This is a genomic window from Lysobacter sp. HA35 (assembly GCF_054061195.1).
Genome location: NZ_JBSSDY010000001.1, coordinates 295,159 through 310,405, shown reverse-complemented (window position 1 = coordinate 310,405; position 15,247 = coordinate 295,159). Strand labels below are relative to the sequence as shown.

General features: G+C 66.9%; 16 protein-coding genes, 5 tRNA genes and 1 other RNA gene. 8 read left to right on the top strand and 14 right to left on the bottom strand.

What is annotated here, in order from left to right; genetic code table 11:
- Nucleotides 1-79 precede the first annotated feature (79 nt).
- Genes ACVWZN_RS01690 through dnaX form a run of 4 tightly spaced genes read right to left on the bottom strand, consistent with a single transcriptional unit; the run spans nt 80 to nt 3,236 of the window.
- Nucleotides 80-439, bottom strand: coding sequence for a histidine triad nucleotide-binding protein (locus tag ACVWZN_RS01690; RefSeq protein WP_456952341.1), 360 nt, complete (start codon nt 437-439; stop codon nt 80-82).
- Between the two features lie 4 nt (nt 440-443).
- A complete protein-coding gene (gene recR, locus ACVWZN_RS01685; protein ID WP_456952340.1) occupies nt 444-1,040 on the bottom strand; it encodes a recombination mediator RecR in 597 nt (198 codons plus the stop codon).
- Between the two features lie 46 nt (nt 1,041-1,086).
- Nucleotides 1,087-1,410, bottom strand: a complete 324-nt coding sequence (locus ACVWZN_RS01680) for a YbaB/EbfC family nucleoid-associated protein (protein ID WP_027082603.1) — start codon at nt 1,408-1,410, stop codon at nt 1,087-1,089.
- Nucleotides 1,411-1,439: 29 nt separating this feature from the next.
- On the bottom strand, nt 1,440-3,236 hold the full coding sequence (gene dnaX, locus ACVWZN_RS01675; RefSeq protein ID WP_456952339.1) for a DNA polymerase III subunit gamma/tau: 1,797 nt from the start codon (nt 3,234-3,236) through the stop codon (nt 1,440-1,442).
- Nucleotides 3,237-3,390: 154 nt separating this feature from the next.
- Between dnaX and ACVWZN_RS01670 the strand changes: the two genes are divergently transcribed.
- Together ACVWZN_RS01670 and ffs are read left to right on the top strand one after the other, a co-directional pair.
- Nucleotides 3,391-3,483, top strand: a tRNA-Ser gene (locus ACVWZN_RS01670).
- A gap of 49 nt (nt 3,484-3,532) precedes the next feature.
- Nucleotides 3,533-3,629, top strand: an RNA gene (gene ffs / locus ACVWZN_RS01665) — signal recognition particle sRNA small type.
- 31 nt (nt 3,630-3,660) lie between these two features.
- Here ffs and ACVWZN_RS01660 read toward each other — a convergent pair.
- From ACVWZN_RS01660 to ACVWZN_RS01650, 3 genes are read right to left on the bottom strand one after another with little or no spacing between them, the layout of a single operon-like run.
- Nucleotides 3,661-3,942 carry a hypothetical protein gene (locus ACVWZN_RS01660; protein ID WP_456952338.1) on the bottom strand — a complete coding sequence of 94 codons (282 nt, stop codon included), beginning with the start codon at nt 3,940-3,942 and terminating at the stop codon, nt 3,661-3,663.
- Nucleotides 3,943-4,002: 60 nt separating this feature from the next.
- Nucleotides 4,003-4,770 (bottom strand): MBL fold metallo-hydrolase, encoded by a 768-nt coding sequence (locus tag ACVWZN_RS01655; RefSeq protein ID WP_456952337.1) that lies wholly within the window; start codon nt 4,768-4,770, stop codon nt 4,003-4,005.
- Nucleotides 4,767-5,507, bottom strand: a complete 741-nt coding sequence (locus ACVWZN_RS01650) for a 3-deoxy-D-manno-octulosonic acid kinase (protein ID WP_456952336.1) — start codon at nt 5,505-5,507, stop codon at nt 4,767-4,769. Before ACVWZN_RS01650 ends, ACVWZN_RS01655 begins: the two co-directional genes overlap by 4 nt.
- Nucleotides 5,508-5,526: 19 nt before the next feature.
- Here ACVWZN_RS01650 and ACVWZN_RS01645 point away from each other — a divergent pair, with 19 nt between their 5' ends.
- Nucleotides 5,527-6,582: a glycosyltransferase family 9 protein gene (locus ACVWZN_RS01645; protein WP_456952335.1), complete on the top strand. Its 1,056-nt coding sequence runs from the start codon at nt 5,527-5,529 to the stop codon at nt 6,580-6,582.
- Between the two features lie 6 nt (nt 6,583-6,588).
- Here ACVWZN_RS01645 and ACVWZN_RS01640 read toward each other — a convergent pair whose 3' ends face one another.
- Nucleotides 6,589-6,993, bottom strand: a complete 405-nt coding sequence (locus ACVWZN_RS01640) for a DUF6165 family protein (RefSeq protein WP_027082597.1) — start codon at nt 6,991-6,993, stop codon at nt 6,589-6,591.
- 114 nt (nt 6,994-7,107) lie between these two features.
- Here ACVWZN_RS01640 and ACVWZN_RS01635 point away from each other — a divergent pair.
- Both ACVWZN_RS01635 and ACVWZN_RS01630 read left to right on the top strand, forming a co-directional pair.
- Nucleotides 7,108-7,198 (top strand) — tRNA-Ser (locus ACVWZN_RS01635).
- Nucleotides 7,199-7,526: 328 nt separating this feature from the next.
- Nucleotides 7,527-8,231, top strand: coding sequence for a PP2C family protein-serine/threonine phosphatase (locus ACVWZN_RS01630; RefSeq protein WP_456952334.1), 705 nt, complete (start codon nt 7,527-7,529; stop codon nt 8,229-8,231).
- Between the two features lies 1 nt (nt 8,232).
- On the opposite strand, the gene dnaQ is transcribed toward ACVWZN_RS01630, so the two are convergent.
- Both dnaQ and rnhA read right to left on the bottom strand, forming a co-directional pair.
- Complete coding sequence (dnaQ, locus tag ACVWZN_RS01625) at nt 8,233-8,973, bottom strand: DNA polymerase III subunit epsilon (RefSeq protein WP_456952333.1); 741 nt, start codon at nt 8,971-8,973, stop codon at nt 8,233-8,235.
- Nucleotides 8,974-9,049: 76 nt separating this feature from the next.
- Complete coding sequence (gene rnhA / locus ACVWZN_RS01620) at nt 9,050-9,511, bottom strand: ribonuclease HI (RefSeq protein WP_456954679.1); 462 nt, start codon at nt 9,509-9,511, stop codon at nt 9,050-9,052.
- 306 nt (nt 9,512-9,817) lie between these two features.
- Here rnhA and gloB point away from each other — a divergent pair, with 306 nt between their 5' ends.
- From gloB to ACVWZN_RS01605, 3 genes are all read left to right on the top strand, one after another.
- Nucleotides 9,818-10,600 (top strand): hydroxyacylglutathione hydrolase, encoded by a 783-nt coding sequence (gene gloB / locus ACVWZN_RS01615; RefSeq protein ID WP_456954678.1) that lies wholly within the window; start codon nt 9,818-9,820, stop codon nt 10,598-10,600.
- Nucleotides 10,597-11,751, top strand: coding sequence for a transglycosylase SLT domain-containing protein (locus tag ACVWZN_RS01610; RefSeq protein WP_456952332.1), 1,155 nt, complete (start codon nt 10,597-10,599; stop codon nt 11,749-11,751). The genes gloB and ACVWZN_RS01610 overlap by 4 nt, the downstream gene beginning before the upstream one ends.
- 70 nt (nt 11,752-11,821) lie before the next feature.
- On the top strand, nt 11,822-12,616 hold the full coding sequence (locus ACVWZN_RS01605) for an enoyl-ACP reductase FabI (protein WP_027082592.1): 795 nt from the start codon (nt 11,822-11,824) through the stop codon (nt 12,614-12,616).
- A gap of 140 nt (nt 12,617-12,756) precedes the next feature.
- Here the strand turns inward: ACVWZN_RS01605 and ACVWZN_RS01600 are convergent, their stop codons facing one another.
- The 4 genes from ACVWZN_RS01600 to ACVWZN_RS01585 all read right to left on the bottom strand — a co-directional run bounded on the left by ACVWZN_RS01600 (nt 12,757) and on the right by ACVWZN_RS01585 (nt 15,214).
- A complete protein-coding gene (locus ACVWZN_RS01600; protein WP_456952331.1) occupies nt 12,757-14,727 on the bottom strand; it encodes a peptidylprolyl isomerase in 1,971 nt (656 codons plus the stop codon).
- A gap of 123 nt (nt 14,728-14,850) precedes the next feature.
- Nucleotides 14,851-14,927, bottom strand: a tRNA-Asp gene (locus ACVWZN_RS01595).
- A gap of 101 nt (nt 14,928-15,028) precedes the next feature.
- A tRNA-Asp gene (locus tag ACVWZN_RS01590) sits at nt 15,029-15,105 on the bottom strand.
- A 34-nt stretch (nt 15,106-15,139) separates the two neighbouring features.
- Nucleotides 15,140-15,214: transfer RNA gene (locus tag ACVWZN_RS01585), tRNA-Val, on the bottom strand.
- Between the last annotated feature and the right edge of the window lie 33 nt (nt 15,215-15,247).

Genomic DNA, 15,247 nt, shown 5'->3' with positions numbered 1-15,247 from the left:
GCGTCGAAAGCAAAAACGCCCGGGATTTCCGGGCGTTTTTCGTTGTGGCGGCGATCGCGCACACGGCGATGCATTTTCGTTAGCGATGCGTTCCGAACCCACCGAGCGCCGCACCCGCCAGCAGATGCAGATGCACCTGGAACACCGTCTGCCCCGCATGTGCATTGGTGTTCATGACGACGCGATAGCCGTCCTGCGAAAACCCTTCCCGACGCGCGTAAGCCGCCGCGGCGAGCATCAGTTTTCCGAGCAGTTCGGCATGCTCGGGCCTCGCCTCATCGAGCGACGCGATCGGCGTCTTGGGCACGAACAGCACATGCACCGGCGCGCTCGGCGCGATGTCGCGGAACGCGATGAGGTCGTCGTCCTCGTAGACGATGTCAGCCGGAATCTCGCGACGGATGATCTTGCCGAAGATGGTCGTGTCGGTATCGGTCATGGACTCATTCCTTGATTTCGCTGCGGCTGCCGAACGCATGCGACAGCGTGCCGCGGTCGACGTATTCCAGTTCGCCGCCCAGCGGCACGCCATAGGCAAGACGGCTCGGTACGACGCCCTGCTGCCGTGCGAGCTGCGCGACGTAGTGCGCGGTCGCCTCGCCTTCGACCGTCGGGTTCGTCGCAATGATCAACTCGCGCACCTCGCCTTCGCCGAGTCGCGCGCTGAGGCGATCGAGACCGAGTTCGCGCGGCCCGATGCCATCGAGCGGCGACAAGCGCCCCTGCAGCACGTAGTACAGACCGCGATAGCCCGTTGCCTGTTCGATCGCGAGGCGATCGGCCGGCGTCTCGACCACGCAGAGCTGGTCGGCGTCGCGCGATGCACTGGAGCAGACGTTGCAGACCGCGCTCTCGCTGAAATCGCGGCAGCGTTCGCAGTGACCGATGCGCTCCACTGCTTCGGCGAGCACCTGTGCCAGCTGGCGCCCGCCCGCGCGTTCGCGCTCGAGCACGTGATACGCCATGCGTTGCGCCGACTTGGTGCCGACGCCCGGCAACACACGGAACGCCTCGATCAACTGGTCGAGCAGCGTGCTCATCGCGATACGTTCCGCGAACGGTGGAAGCTCAACGCGAACACCTGCTTCAGAAGCCCGGGATCTTCATGCCCGGCGGAATCGGCATGCCCGCGGTCGCCGCCGACATGCGTGACTGCGATTCGGCATTGACCTTGTTCACCGCGTCATTGAACGCGGCGGCGATCAGGTCTTCGGCCATCTCGGGATCGCTGATCACGCTCGGATCGATGCGCACCTTGCGGCACTCCATGCGGCCGGTGATGGTGACGCTCACCATGCCCGCGCCGGCGTTACCGGTGACTTCGATTTTGGCAAGGTCTTCCTGCGCTTTCGCGAGGTTTTCCTGCATCTTCTGCGCCTGCTGCATCAGCTGGGCAATGTTTCCACGCATGAGGTTTTCTCCGTAGCGAAGTTGTGGCGTCAGCGTTCGAGCGGACGCACGGATTCGGGGACGATGCGGCCGCCCGCGGCGACGAGGCGCTGCACGTCGGGATGCTGTTCGAAGTCGCGCTGCGCGGCGGCCTGCTTTGCATCGCGCGCGCGCTCGACATGCACACGCACCGAGTCGACCGGACGCGCTGGCGCTTCGAAGCGAAGCTGCGGCGCTTGGCCGAAACGCGGCGTCAGCGCGTCGGTGAGCATCTTCACCATCAACGGGCCCTTGAGGTGCTCGTCCGACGGCTCGATCGACAGGCTCAACACGCCATCGCGACATCCGACGAAGCCGACGTGCTCCGCAAGCAATCGCGCCGGGCCACGCAGGTCGCAGGTTTCGACCCAGTCGCGCCATGCATCGGCGTCTGAAAAGCCGCCATCACTTGTCGTCGCGGATGCAGTGGACGCCGCCGCGGGTTCCGGCGTCGCTGCGCGCGGAGCTTCCACAACCGGTGCGGAGACAGGCTCGACCTTTGCCTCGACGACCGGTGCGGGCTTCGATTCGGTGACCGGCGGCGCGACCTTGGTTTCAATCGCAGGCGCACGTGGTGTCGGTATCGCGGGCTCGGTCGCACGCGGCGATGGCGATGGCGATGGCGATGCATCGAGCGCCGCACGTGCCGCGGCTGCTGCATTACCCGAAGCCCGCGTCGGCACCGACGCACGCTCCGGACGCGATTCACCCGTCGACGCCGCACCGCTCGCGCCCGGACGGAACGCCAGCATGCGCAGCATCACCATCTCGAACCCGGCGCGCGGGCTCGGCGCGAGCGGAAGATCGCGACGTCCGTTCAACGCCATCTGGTACCAGAGCTGCACGACTTCGGCCGGCAATGCATCGGCCAGCGCATCGATATCGACGCCGTCGACCTCGATCGCGGCGCCCGGCACCAGCTGGCGCAACTGCACGTGGTGCAGCGCTTCAGCCACTGCTTCCAACACGTCGTCCCAGTCGGGCGAGAACTCGCCGAGCCGTTCCACTTCAGCCATCAGCGCCGCGCCGTCGGCGGACGACAACGCATCGAGCAATGCACCAACGCGGCCACGGTCGACCGTGCCGAGCATCGCCGCTACACCTTCGTCGGTCAGCTGCGAACCGGTGTACGCGATGGCCTGGTCGAGTAAGGAAAGTCCGTCGCGCAACGAGCCATCGGCCGCGCGCGCGAGCTGCTTCACCGCGCCGTCTTCCACGGCAATGTCCTCGGCCTCGAGGATCTTGCGCATCTGGCCGCGGATCTGTTCCTCGTCCAGGCGCTTGAGGTTGAACTGCAGGCAGCGCGAGAGCACGGTCACCGGCAGCTTCTGCGGGTCGGTGGTCGCCAGCAGGAACTTCACGTGGCCCGGCGGCTCTTCCAGCGTCTTCAGCAGCGCGTTGAACGCCGACTTCGACAGCATGTGCACTTCGTCGATCAGGTAGACCTTCACCCGACCGCGGCTCGGCATGTACTGCGCGTTGTCGATGACCTCGCGCACGTCGTCGACACCGGTATTGCTGGCGGCGTCGATCTCGAGCAGGTCGATGAAGCGGCCGGCGTCGATGTCGCGGCAGGAATTGCACTCGCCGCAGGGGTCCGCGGACGTGCCGCGTTCGCAGTTGAGCGACTTCGCGAAGATGCGCGCGATGGTCGTCTTGCCGACGCCGCGGGTGCCGGTGAACAGGAAGGCGTGGTGCACGCGGCCGCTGTCCAGCGCATTAGTCAGCGCGCGTACGACGTGTTCCTGCCCGACCAGTTCGGCGAAGCGCTTCGGGCGCCATTTGCGGGCGAGGACGAGGTAGGACATTCGATTCCGGCGCGTGCCGCCGGCGTCTCCGGCGTGGTGAAAGGATTGTGCCAGAGCCCCGTCGCACGCCGTGCGCGCCTTGTGGCTGCCGACCCCCGCGGCGTAGAATCACCGGCCCTGAAGACGGCCGGACGCCCGACTCAGGCCCAGGTGCGGAGAGGTGTCCGAGTGGTTGAAGGAGCACGCCTGGAAAGTGTGTAAGCGTCTAAACCGCGCTTCGGGGGTTCGAATCCCCCTCTCTCCGCCATAACACCGCAGCGCTTGCGGTGCGCTCCATGCAAGTCTCTATGGTGGCCCCGTCGGCCCCTCGCGACGCTAGGTCGAAAACCCCGCCAGGGCCGGAAGGCAGCAACGGTATCGACTGACGCGGGTGCCGAGGCAAGCCGGCGGGGTCATCGCCCATTCGGGCGACGGCCTTTCGCGATCAATCGGCGTACAGCGACCCGAACGCTTCGAAGTCGGCGGTTTCCAGCACCGCGGAAATGCAGTGATGCGGCACCGACAGGCGTACGTCGAGACTCTCGTCATCATCGCCCTGCAAGTCCAGGCTCAGTTCGACGTACGCGCCGTCCAGGTCGACCTTGCGGCATTCGACGTACGCGCCGAACGCGGAACCCACACGCATCCAAGGCGTCAGCAGGGTGCCCAGCTCGATTCGACCGGGCTCGGTGAGGAACACGCGCAGGCGGTGGCGACGCTTGGACATGGCAACCTCGCAGATCGGATCGCGAAGACTAACCGGCCGCCCGTAAGAACGGTGCGACGGTCAGCCGGTCCACGGCGTCGCGCGCTCGGCGGTCGGCTCGGCGAGCGGGATCACCTCGCCCGGTTGCCCGACGCGGTAGCCGCGTGCAGCAAGCGCTTGGCCATCAGCGACGCTTGCGTAGTGGTAGAGCACGCAGCGGTCTAGGAGCTCGCGCGGGTACTCGCGTTCGAGATCGTCGATGCCGCTATGCGACGGATTCCCGTGAAGGCCGCAGTCGTGCGCGACCAGCTCACCCTCGCCTGCATGGCAGGCGAGCATCTCGGGAATCGGGCGCGTATCGCCGGTCCACACCACGCTGCCGCGCAGGCGCAGTCCGAATGCGGTGTCGGGCCAGTGGTGACGCACCGGGAACACGTCGACGCGAATGCCGTCGTGCCAGAACGCACCGCCGACGGGCACCAGCCGGAACGCATCCCAGAAATTGACACCACCTTCGGCGAGCACGTTCGGATACGCGGCGACGCGCTGCTGCAGCAGCGGTACCAGCGGCGCCGGCGCATAGATCACGACATTGCCGCGCCGTGCATCGTTGAAAAACGTGTCGACGAACAGGCGTTCGAAACCGGCGACATGATCGAAGTGCGTGTGCGTCACGAACAACGCGCGCGGCGATTCGCCGTAGGTCGACTGATACGCCGTCAGCCCTTCGCCGCCGCAGTCGATCGTGAGCCACGGGCGACCGCCGCGTTCGATGGTCGCCATCGCCGAACCCAGCGTCACCGCCGATGCATTGCCGACGCCGTGCAGGCGCAGCGACCACTCGCTCATGCAGCGCTCCACGCGTCTTCGTAGGCTTCCTGTAGACGGGTGAAATCTTCTTCGACTTCGCCGACGTCGCGCACGCCTCTTCGCTTCAGCAACGAGCGATGCAGGCGCGAAAGATTGCGGTGACGCCAACCATCACCGATGGTGCGGAACACGCCGCGATCGAGGTCGATCACCCAGCCGCCGCCGTTGCGGTCGAACAACAGGTTGTCGGCGTTGAGGTCCGCGTGATCAAGTCCCGCGCGATGCATGCGCGCGACGAGCCGTCCCGCGTCGCGCCACGGCGCCGCACCTTCGATCGCCAACGCCGCGAGCGTCTCCACGCCGAGCAAGCGCTCCACAAGGATCGCCGCGCGATAACGAAGCCCGCGACGTTCGTACATCGCCGCAAGCGGCGTCGGCACCGGAACACCACGACGCTGCGCTTCGCGCGTGAGTTCGTATTCGGCGACGCTGCGCACGCGGTCCTCGCCATTCCAGAGGTAACCCGCCGAGCTGACACGTGCGGCGAGTCCGCCACGCCGGTACTGTCGCAGCACGCAGGCGCCGAACGGCGCGTCGACGAACCAGGCTGCACCGCGGCCCCCGGTTGCGACCGGTCGGGCACCCTCGCCCCATGCCACCGGCGAGAACCATTCGGGCTTCGCTTGTCCCGTGCGCTCGGGGTCGAACACAATCACGCCACGGCCTTTGGGGCCGTAGAACTCGATCCGTGCGTCGTTGGCATGCGCGGTCGCCATGACCGGAGTCTATCAGCGCATGACACGCCCCCTTTCGCTTCCGCCCGGCGCGCGCGTCTGCCTGCTGCGCCTGTCGGCGCTGGGCGACGTCACCCACGTGCTGCCTTTGATCAACACGCTGCGCGCGGGCATTCCGGATGTGCGCATCACGTGGATCATCGGGCGCGGTGAGCATCGCCTGCTCCACGGTCTGCCGGGCGTGGAGTTCGTCGAGTACGACAAGAAGAGCGGGCTGGCGGGCATGCGCGCGATGCGGCGCGCGTTCGACCAACCGTTCGATGCATTGCTTCAGATGCAGGTCGCCGCGCGTGCAAACCTGTTGTCCGCGTTCGTGCCCGCGCGACGACGCATCGGCTACGACCGTTCGCGGTCGAAGGACCTGCACGGACTCTTCGTGCGCGAGCGCATCGCCGATCGCCCCGGCATCCATGTCCTCGATGCGATCGGCAGCTTCGCCGAACCGCTCGGCTTGACGCCTCGGCCCGTGCGCTGGGACATGCCTGTGCCCGCCGACGCGTTCGAATGGGCCGCGGCACAATGGCCCGGCGACGGCCGTCGCACGCTGATGATCTCGCCGTGCTCGAGTCATGTGCGACGCAACTGGCGCAGCGAGCGCTATGCAGCGGTCGCGGACCACGCGGTCGATCGCGGATGGCGCGTGGTGCTATGCGGCGGTCGCAGCGAACTCGAACGCACGACGGGCGACGCGATCCTCGCGTCGATGAAGCACCCGGCGCTCGACCTCATCGGCAAGGACACGCTCAAACAATTGCCCGCGCTCCTCGCACGCGCCGACCTGGTGATGACGCCGGACTCCGGGCCGATGCACATCGCCAACGCGATGGGCACCAAGGTGCTGGGCCTGCATGCGGCGAGCAACCCACTGCGCAGCGGCCCGTACAGCGACGTCCGCTACTGCGTCGATCGCTACGACGACGCGGCTCGCCAGCGTCTCAAGCGCCCGGCGAGCGAGATCAAGTGGGGCACCAAGATCGAGTACGACGGGGTCATGGACCTCGTCACCGTCGATGACGCGATCGCGGCGTTCGAGCGCTACGTCGCCGACAACGGCTGACGCTCGTCAGGCCGACGGCTGCCGATAGTCCTCGTACGACTTCTCCTCGACGTAGGACGAGCCCAGCGCGAGGTTGATGTCCTTCTTGATGCGTGCGCGCTCATCGTTCTCGAAGTAAACGGCGCGCGCCAGGCGGACGAACTCGCCGTCGAACTCCTGCCGCTTTTCCTTGACCCGGATGTCGTCCTCGATTTCCCAGAGCCGCTCGTTGACGGCCTTGAGTTCGGCGCGCAGGCGGACGATGTCGTGCCCGGCCGCCGGATGCGCCATCCAGGTCTTCTCGAGCGCCGACAGCTCCTTGCGGACGTTGGCGAGCTTGGCTTCGTCCTTCATGCGCTCGGACTTGATCTGCAGGATGGCGATCTTGTCGAGCAGCTCGCCGAACGACACCGGCACGAGGATCTCGGACATGGGCAGCCTCGAATTCAGGGGGCGACAGTGTAAACCCGTGACACGGTCGCCCTTGTCGGCCGCCCCACCGCCGCCGTATCATTCGCGGCCCGCCGGTACGCCGGTGGGGACCACGGAGAGGTGGCAGAGTGGTCGAATGCGCCGGATTCGAAATCCGGTTTACGGTTTCGCCGTAACGTGGGTTCGAATCCCACCCTCTCCGCCAGACATGAAAAAAGGCTCCCGAAAGGGGGCCTTTTTTCATGTCTGGCGGAGAGGGTGGTAGCACGAGCACCCACCGGGTTCGACAAATCGGCAGGACAGCCGATTTGGACGGCCGCATGGCCGCCCGCGCGACGCGCGGGTGCGGGCCATGGATGGCCCGCATCCATCCCACCCGACGCGAGGTACTCCGCGCACCGCCGCAACGCACCACGTCAAACCCCACGAATACCGGCCGCGAACCACCGCCCGAGGCATTAGGTGTTTCCCCGCCTTGCCCTATTCGACCGTCGCGCCGATGATTCGACAGGCCACCGCCCGCGCGTGACCCAATGATCGAATACGGACATCTGACCCACGCAGGATTGCGTCGCGAACTCAACGAGGACACCTACTACGCCGACGGTGAGCTCGGCCTGTGGCTCGTTGCGGACGGCATGGGCGGTCACGAGTACGGCGAAGTCGCGAGCGCGCTCGCGCGCGAAACGATCGTCCGTGAAGTGCGCGACGGCACGCCGCTCGCGCAGGCCATCCGCATCGCCGACGAGGAAATCATCGCGATGTCGCGTCGTCGCAACGATGCGCTGCCGATGGGCACCACCGTCGTCGCTGCGCGCATCAAGGGTGAGCGCTTCGAGGTGGCATGGGTCGGTGACAGTCGCGTCTATCTCTGGCGCGAAGGCCAGCTGCTGCAGCTGTCGCAGGATCATAGCTACGTGCAGGAACTCATCGCCAACGGTGCGCTGACGCAGGAACAGGCACGCAGCCATCCGCACCGCAACGTGGTGACCCAGGCGCTCGGTGTCACCGACCCGAAGAGCCTCAACGTCGAGACGATGACGGGCGAGTTGCGCCCCGGCATGCAGCTGCTGCTCTGCTCGGACGGCCTGACGGAAGAAGTAGACGATCGTTCGATCGGCAAGGTGCTCGCGCGCGTGGACTGCAGCGCGCAGGAATGCGCCGACACGCTGGTCGCCGCGGCGCTTGATGGCGGCGGCTCGGACAACATCACGGCGGTCCTGATCCGCCGCGGCTGATTCACGCGGGCGCGAATGCGCCGTCGTCGTCCATCGCGTTCTCGATCACCCGATCCCACACGGCGCTGCCCGCCTTCTTGCGCAACACCGCTAGGCGCGATTCATGCGCAGCGAGTTCTTCCTCCGACACCACGATGCGCGGACGCGGACGGCTCAGGTCGATCTCGAACGGAAGCGCATCACCCGACGATTCCGCAACAGCTTCGCCGAAACCCAGATCCGTCTGGCCCGACGTCAGGCCGATGTAGACCTCTGCGAGAAGCTGCGCGTCGAGCAGTGCACCGTGCAGCTGGCGATGCGCATTGTCGACACCGAGACGCCGACACAACGCATCAAGCGAATTGCGCTGCCCGGGGTAGCGCTTACGCGCAAGCAGCAACGTATCTTCGACGCGACAGCGCGACGCGATGCTGCCGTGGTGCGGCCCGCACTTGCGCAGTTCGTTGTCGAGAAAGCCGACGTCGAACGACGCGTTATGGATGACGAGCTCGGCGCCGTCGATGAACTCGAGGAATTCCTCGATGACTTCGTGGAAGCGCGGCTTGTCGGCAAGGAACTCGAGCGTCAGCCCGGTGACTTCCGACGCGCCCGGCTCGAAGTCGCAATCGGGATTCAAGTAACGATGGAACGTGCGACCGGTCGGACGACGTTCGACGAATTCCACGCATCCGATTTCGACCACGCGGCAGCCGCGTTCCCAGCTCAGGCCGGTGGTTTCGGTGTCGAGGATGACCTGGCGCATCGATAAGTCCGTACGTCGTTGCATGTAAGCGTAGCCGGGCCGCGTCTCGGAGACGTGTGCGCGAACGACGCGCGCGTCACGATTCGATCGGTGCGCTCGCGCCCTGCTTGATGGCGAGCGCCTGCGTGCGCGCGAGCACGTCGACGCGTTCGTTGTCGGGATCGCCGCTGTGGCCTTTTACCCAATGCCAAGCGATGCGATGCCGCTGCGTCGCCGCGTGCAGCCGTTCCCACAGGTCGCGGTTCTTGACCGGATCGCCGCCCGCTGTTTTCCAGTTGCGACGCACCCAACCCGGCATCCATTCGGTGATGCCCTGTCGCACGTATTGCGAGTCCGTATAGAGGTCGATCGCACACGCTTCGGTCAGCGTTTCGAGCGACTGGATCGCCGCCATCAGCTCCATGCGGTTGTTGGTGGTCGCCGCTTCGCCGCCGGAAAGTTCGCGTTCTCGGCCCTTGTAGCGCAGCAGCGCACCCCAGCCGCCCGGCCCGGGATTCCCCAGGCAGGCGCCGTCGGTGTGGATCTGGATGGCCTTCAGCTCGTTCATCTAGTCGTTCATCGGAATTTGACGCATCGGGCATTGTGCACGGACCCCGGCCTCGACCGCTCGTCGGGACGGAACCATACGCTTCAGTATGCGATTCGGCGCCTAGGAATCAGTCATTTAGGGACGATTGCTCAAGGTCTCCGGCCGGTGAGGGGCGTTCGTCACGGTCACCGCGGGTTGACGGGGTGGACCGAGGTCGGCAAGGTCGCCGCTTCCTCGGGACCAGCACCGCAGCCGTTCAGCGTATTCAGGAGGCATCACGCTGAGGTGGCACTAACCGAACGGAGGTGTTTGCCAATGCGATTGCAGCCGCTGTCTGCGCGCGTCGACAACTACATCTGGGTACTTCGCAACGATCAGGGCCGAGCGCTGGTGGTCGATCCCAGCGAAGCCGGCCCAGTCGTCGATGCAGCGAACAACGAGGATTTCTCGCCGGCGGCGATTCTCCTCACGCACCACCACGCCGACCACGTCAGTGGCGCCGCGCCTCTCCTCGAGCGCTGGCAGGGCACCCCGGTCTACGGACCGGACGACGACCGCGTCGATCTTGCGATGAAGCGCCCCGCTGACGGGGACACGTTCGAAGTCGACGACTGGTCCATCCGCGTGATGCACGTTCCCGGGCATACGCGCACGCACATCGCTTTTTTCGTCGAGACGGCCGGCAACGACCCGGTGCTGTTCTGCGGCGACACGCTCTTCAGCCTGGGATGCGGCCGCCTGTTCGAAGGGGACGCCGCCCAGATGGAGACCTCGTTGGGGAGGCTTGCAGCGCTACCACCCGAAACCCGGGTCTGCTGCGGGCACGAGTACACGCTGGCCAATGCTGCTTTTGCGGCGGTGGTCGATCCCGACAACGCGGCGCTCCGGCGCCGCATGAAGGAGGCCCAGACCATGCGCAACGCCCAACAGCCCACGCTGCCGAGCACCATCGGTAACGAACTGGCGTGCAACCCGTTCCTTCGCTGCGACCAGCCCGCGGTCGTCGATGCCGCCACGCGCCGCCTCGGCCGTGCACCGGCCGACCGTGTCGAGACCTTTGCCGCGCTCCGTGCGTGGAAGGACGGGTTCGCGGCATGAATACCTCTTCGATGAAGACGGGCGCTCTGGCGCTCGCGGCCGCATTCGGCCTGGCGACGACCGCCGCCCACGCCGCCGATTCCCGCAACGGCCGCGAAGTGTTCGAGCACTTCCGCGCCGGCCTCGCCGAACCCACCTGCCCGGCCGAGCCCTCGCGCTGGACGAAGCAGTTCTCCGGCGCTCCGGACCGCCTTACGGATCGCAACTCCAATACGTTGGAGCTGTTCGGTCACGTGGTCGAGTCGGTGCGCGCCGCGCACCTGCCCAGCGAATACGCGCTGATCCCGTTCGTCGAGAGCGGCTACAAGCCCAGCGCCCGCAGCGGCGCCGGCCCGGCCGGTCTCTGGCAGATGATCGCCACGACCGCACGCAACCACGACGTCCCGATGCGCGCCGGTTACGACGGCCGCATGTCGGCGGTCGACTCGACCAAGGCGGCGGTCCGTTACCTCAAGACCCTGCACGGCATGTTCGGCGGCAACTGGCGCCTGGCGGTCATGGCCTACAACGCCGGCGAGTACCGCGTCTTCGGCGCGATCAAGCGCGCCGGCCAGACGCCGCGCACCGCGAACCCGCAGACGCTCGCTGGCCTGTCCGGCATCACCAATTCCTACGACGACAAGCTGCACGCGATTTCCTGCGTGATCGCGCAGGCGCAGCAGCAGCCGCGCTTCCTGGCCGCGCTCGACCACCCGATCCGCACGCTGGGCCCGACGCCGGCGTCGGACACGATGATCGCCATGGTGCCGAGCAAGCCTGCCCCGACCGCGATGCTCGCGGGGCTGTCGACGCCGTCGATCCTTGCACCGGGTTCGGCCGCCGCAGCACTCGGCGCGCCGGCACCCTCGCCCGCCGCGACGCCCGCGCCTGTCACGGTCGCCACGACCTCGGCTGCAGTTGACGCGCCGGTCGCCACCGCATCGGCGCCTGCGCCGACGGTCGCCGCACCGATCGCTGCGCTGACCTCCGCGGTCGTCGCGATCTCGAACGGCCCGCGCAAGCACACCGTCGCCGTCGGCGAGAACCTTTGGACCATCGCCCGTCGCTACGGCATTTCGGTGGCCGACCTGGTCAGCCGCAACGGCCTGAAGACCGGCAAGCTGCTCGCACCCGGCATGGTGCTGGCGGTCGACTCGCTCGCCGCGAAGTAGCCTCCCGGCGCCGCCGCGGGCACACTACGGCGCCCGCCCGCCGCCTGGCGGGCGCCAGAACGGAGAGCACATGGGTTTCCTGCAGGGCAAGCGCGCACTGATCACGGGCATCGCGAGCCAGCGCTCGATCGCCACCGGCATCGCCGAGGCGATGCGGAACCAGGGCGCGGAGCTCGCGCTCACGTACCAGAACGACAAGCTCAAGTCGCGCGTCGAGTCCGCCGCCGCCGAATACGGCAGCGACATCGTGCTTCCGCTCGACGTGACCTCGGACGAGCAGATCGCCCAGTGCTTCGAGCAGCTCGGCCAGCGCTGGGACGGCTTCGACATCCTCGTCCACTGCATCGCCTACGCCCCGCGTGAGGCGATCGAAGGCGAATTCCTCGACGGCCTGACCCGCGAGAACTTCGGCATCGCGCACGACATCTCCGCGTACTCGCTCGCGGCGCTCGCAAAGGCCGCCCGCCCGATGATGGCCGGCCGCAACGGCTCGATCCTGACGCTGAGCTACCTCGGCGCCGAGCGCGCGCTGCAGAACTACAACGTCATGGGTGTTGCCAAGGCGAGCCTGGAAGCGACGGTTCGCTACCTCGCGCTCAACCTCGGTCCGGAAGGCACTCGCGTCAATGCGATCTCGGCCGGCCCGATCAAGACGCTCGCGGCCGCCGGCATCGCGAACTTCCGCAAGATGCTCCACCACTTCGAAACCTACGCGCCGATGCGCCGCAGCGTCACGATCGAAGACGTCGGCAACACCGCCGCGTTCCTGTGCTCGGACCTTGCGCTCGGCATCACCGGCGAAGTCACGTACGTGGATTCGGGCTACAACATCCTCGGCATGACCGGCATCGGCGACGACGACTGATCGTCGCGATTCTTATTAATACGTTTCATCGAAAGCCCGGTTTCGACCGGGCTTTTTTTCGCCTTGCGCGCGGCAACCGTTTGCCGAAAACGCGGACGGCCCGCATGAGCGGGCCGTCCGGATGAGCGGAGTCCTGACCGTTACAGGTTGGACTCGTTGACCTCGATCTTGTAACCGCGACGCAGCGTGCGAACCGCGGCGTCGAAGTCGACCAGCCCATGCAGCTGCGCGATCTGGCGGCCGAGCATCGAGATGTCGCCGCCGGCCTCCGCAGCCGTGCCCGGCTTGACCGCATCGACCACGAACACCAGTCCGCGGCCGTCCGGCAGCACCTTCGAGCCCGCGGCGACCTTGCCCTTCGGCGCGTAGGCGGCGAAGAACGCGTCGGCGACGCCCGGCGCGGCGACCTGCGCATTGCGCGGCACGCCGATCACCGGCTTCGGTGCGGCCAGGCCCTGCGCCGCCGCGACCTGCGCGAGCGGCTGGCCGGCCCGGACCTGCGCCAGCACCGCCGCAGCGCGCTGCTGGGCCGCCTTGAGCGTGCGATCGGCGTGGATCGCGGCGATCACGCGATCGCGCACTTCGGCGAGCGTCAGCTGGCGCGCAGCGGAATGTGCGGTCACGCGCAGCAGCACGCTGTGGTTGGTACCGACGTCGATCGGGTCGGACACCATGCCCTGCCCGATCGCCGACTCCGAGAACGCCGTGCGCTGGACCATCGGGTTGGCGAGCACGCCAGTGCCCTGCCCGCGTGCGATCGGGCCGGCGGTCAGCACCGGAACGCCGACGACGCGTGCCGACGGGCCGAGCGACGACGGATTCTTGAGCACGGCGTCGACGATCTTCGACGTCGTTTCGTTGAACTGGTGCTCGCGGCCCGTGTCGACCAGCTCCTTCTCGAGCGTGGCGCGCGCCTGCTCGAAGGTTTCCTGGTTGCCCTGCTGGATCTGGCGCAGCTGGATGACGTGCCAGCCGAACTCGGTCCGCACCGGATCGCTGACCTGGCCGGGCTGCATCGCGAACAGCGTCTTCTCGAACTCAGGCGCCAACGCACCCTTGGCGACGAAGCCGAGGTCGCCGCCCGCGGCCTTCGAGCCGGTGTCGTCGCTGTTGGCGCGTGCGAGCGCGGCAAAATCGGCGCCCGGCGCCTTGGCTTGTGCAGCGAGCTGCGTGGCCTTGTCCTTCGCCGCCTTTTCGACCGCGGCGCTCGCACCAGCCGGAACGGCGATGAGGATGTGCGCGGCCTGACGCTGCTCGGCCGCGACGAAGCGCGTCTTTTCCTGCTCGTAGCGCTGACGAAGCGCGGCCTCGTCGACGACCGGCGGCGGCAACGTCGACGCGTCGAGGTCGACGTACTCGAGGTTCACCGTCTCCGGTGCACGGTAGTCAGTGCCGTGGGCGCGATACCAGGTGTCGATTTCCGCAGTGCTTACCGGCGCCACGTCCGCCGCAGGTGCAGGGATCTCGACGATCGACAGATCACGCTTCTCGCCGAGCAGCGCCACCATGCGATCGACTTCCGACGGCGTCGCAAATGCCGAGGCACCGACGCTCGTGCGCATCAACGACTGCGCGAGCCCTTCGCGGATGATCTGTTCGAACTGCGTTTCATTGCGCGGCGGATTGAGGTTGCGCAACGCAAGGCGGTACTGCTGCATGTCGAACTTGCCGTTCGCCTGGAAGGCCGGCACCGCCATGATTTCCTGCTGCACCATCGCGTTGCTGACGACGATGCCCTGGCGCTTCGCCCACAGCGACTGCGTGCGCTCGTCGATCAGGTCTTCGAGCACCTTGCGCTTGCTCGCGGCGCTTTCGAATTCGCGCGCGTCGAACTGCGCGCCCTGCTCCTGACGCGCCCGCTGGCGCTCCTGCTCGAAGCGCTCGCGGAAGTCACGCTGGTTGACGTCCTCGTGCTGCCACAGCAGCGACACCGGCCAGAACGACGGCGCACCGGCCCACCACGTCGGTGGCGCGCTGACGATTGCAACGGGCATCTCGCGCGAGCGCTGGAAGTAATCCTGGACGCCGAAGAAGGCGAACGGAATGACCATCAGGCCGAGCACCACGGTGGCGAACCAGCCGGAAGTCTTGTCGCGTAGGGTCTGCAGCATTGCGGAGACGGCGTTGGGCGAAGCCCGACAGTGTAGCCGCTTGCATGCGCCGTGAACGCCTCGCCCGCCGTGCATGAACCTTTCGGACAAAAGAAAAGCGCCGTTTCCGGCGCTTTTCGAAGATGGCGGAGCGGACGGGACTCGAACCCGCGACCTCCGGCGTGACAGGCCAGCATTCTAACCGACTGAACTACCGCTCCATTTGAAGCGACAACCGAAGTTGTCCGCAGCATTCGCGAAATGCGCCCGGTGCTGCGATCCGGAAAACGAAGGCGCCGCGAGCGGCGCCTTCGGAAAAACATGGCGGAGCGGACGGGACTCGAACCCGCGACCTCCGGCGTGACAGGCCAGCATTCTAACCGACTGAACTACCGCTCCGCGTTCAAAACTTTTCGCCTGCCGGGCCGCTGTGTGGTGGGTGCTGAGGGTTTCGAACCCCCGACCCTCTCCGTGTAAAGGAGACGCTCTACCACTGAGCTAAGCACCCGGTCTTACCAGCCACAACCGGCGCTGGCGGGCG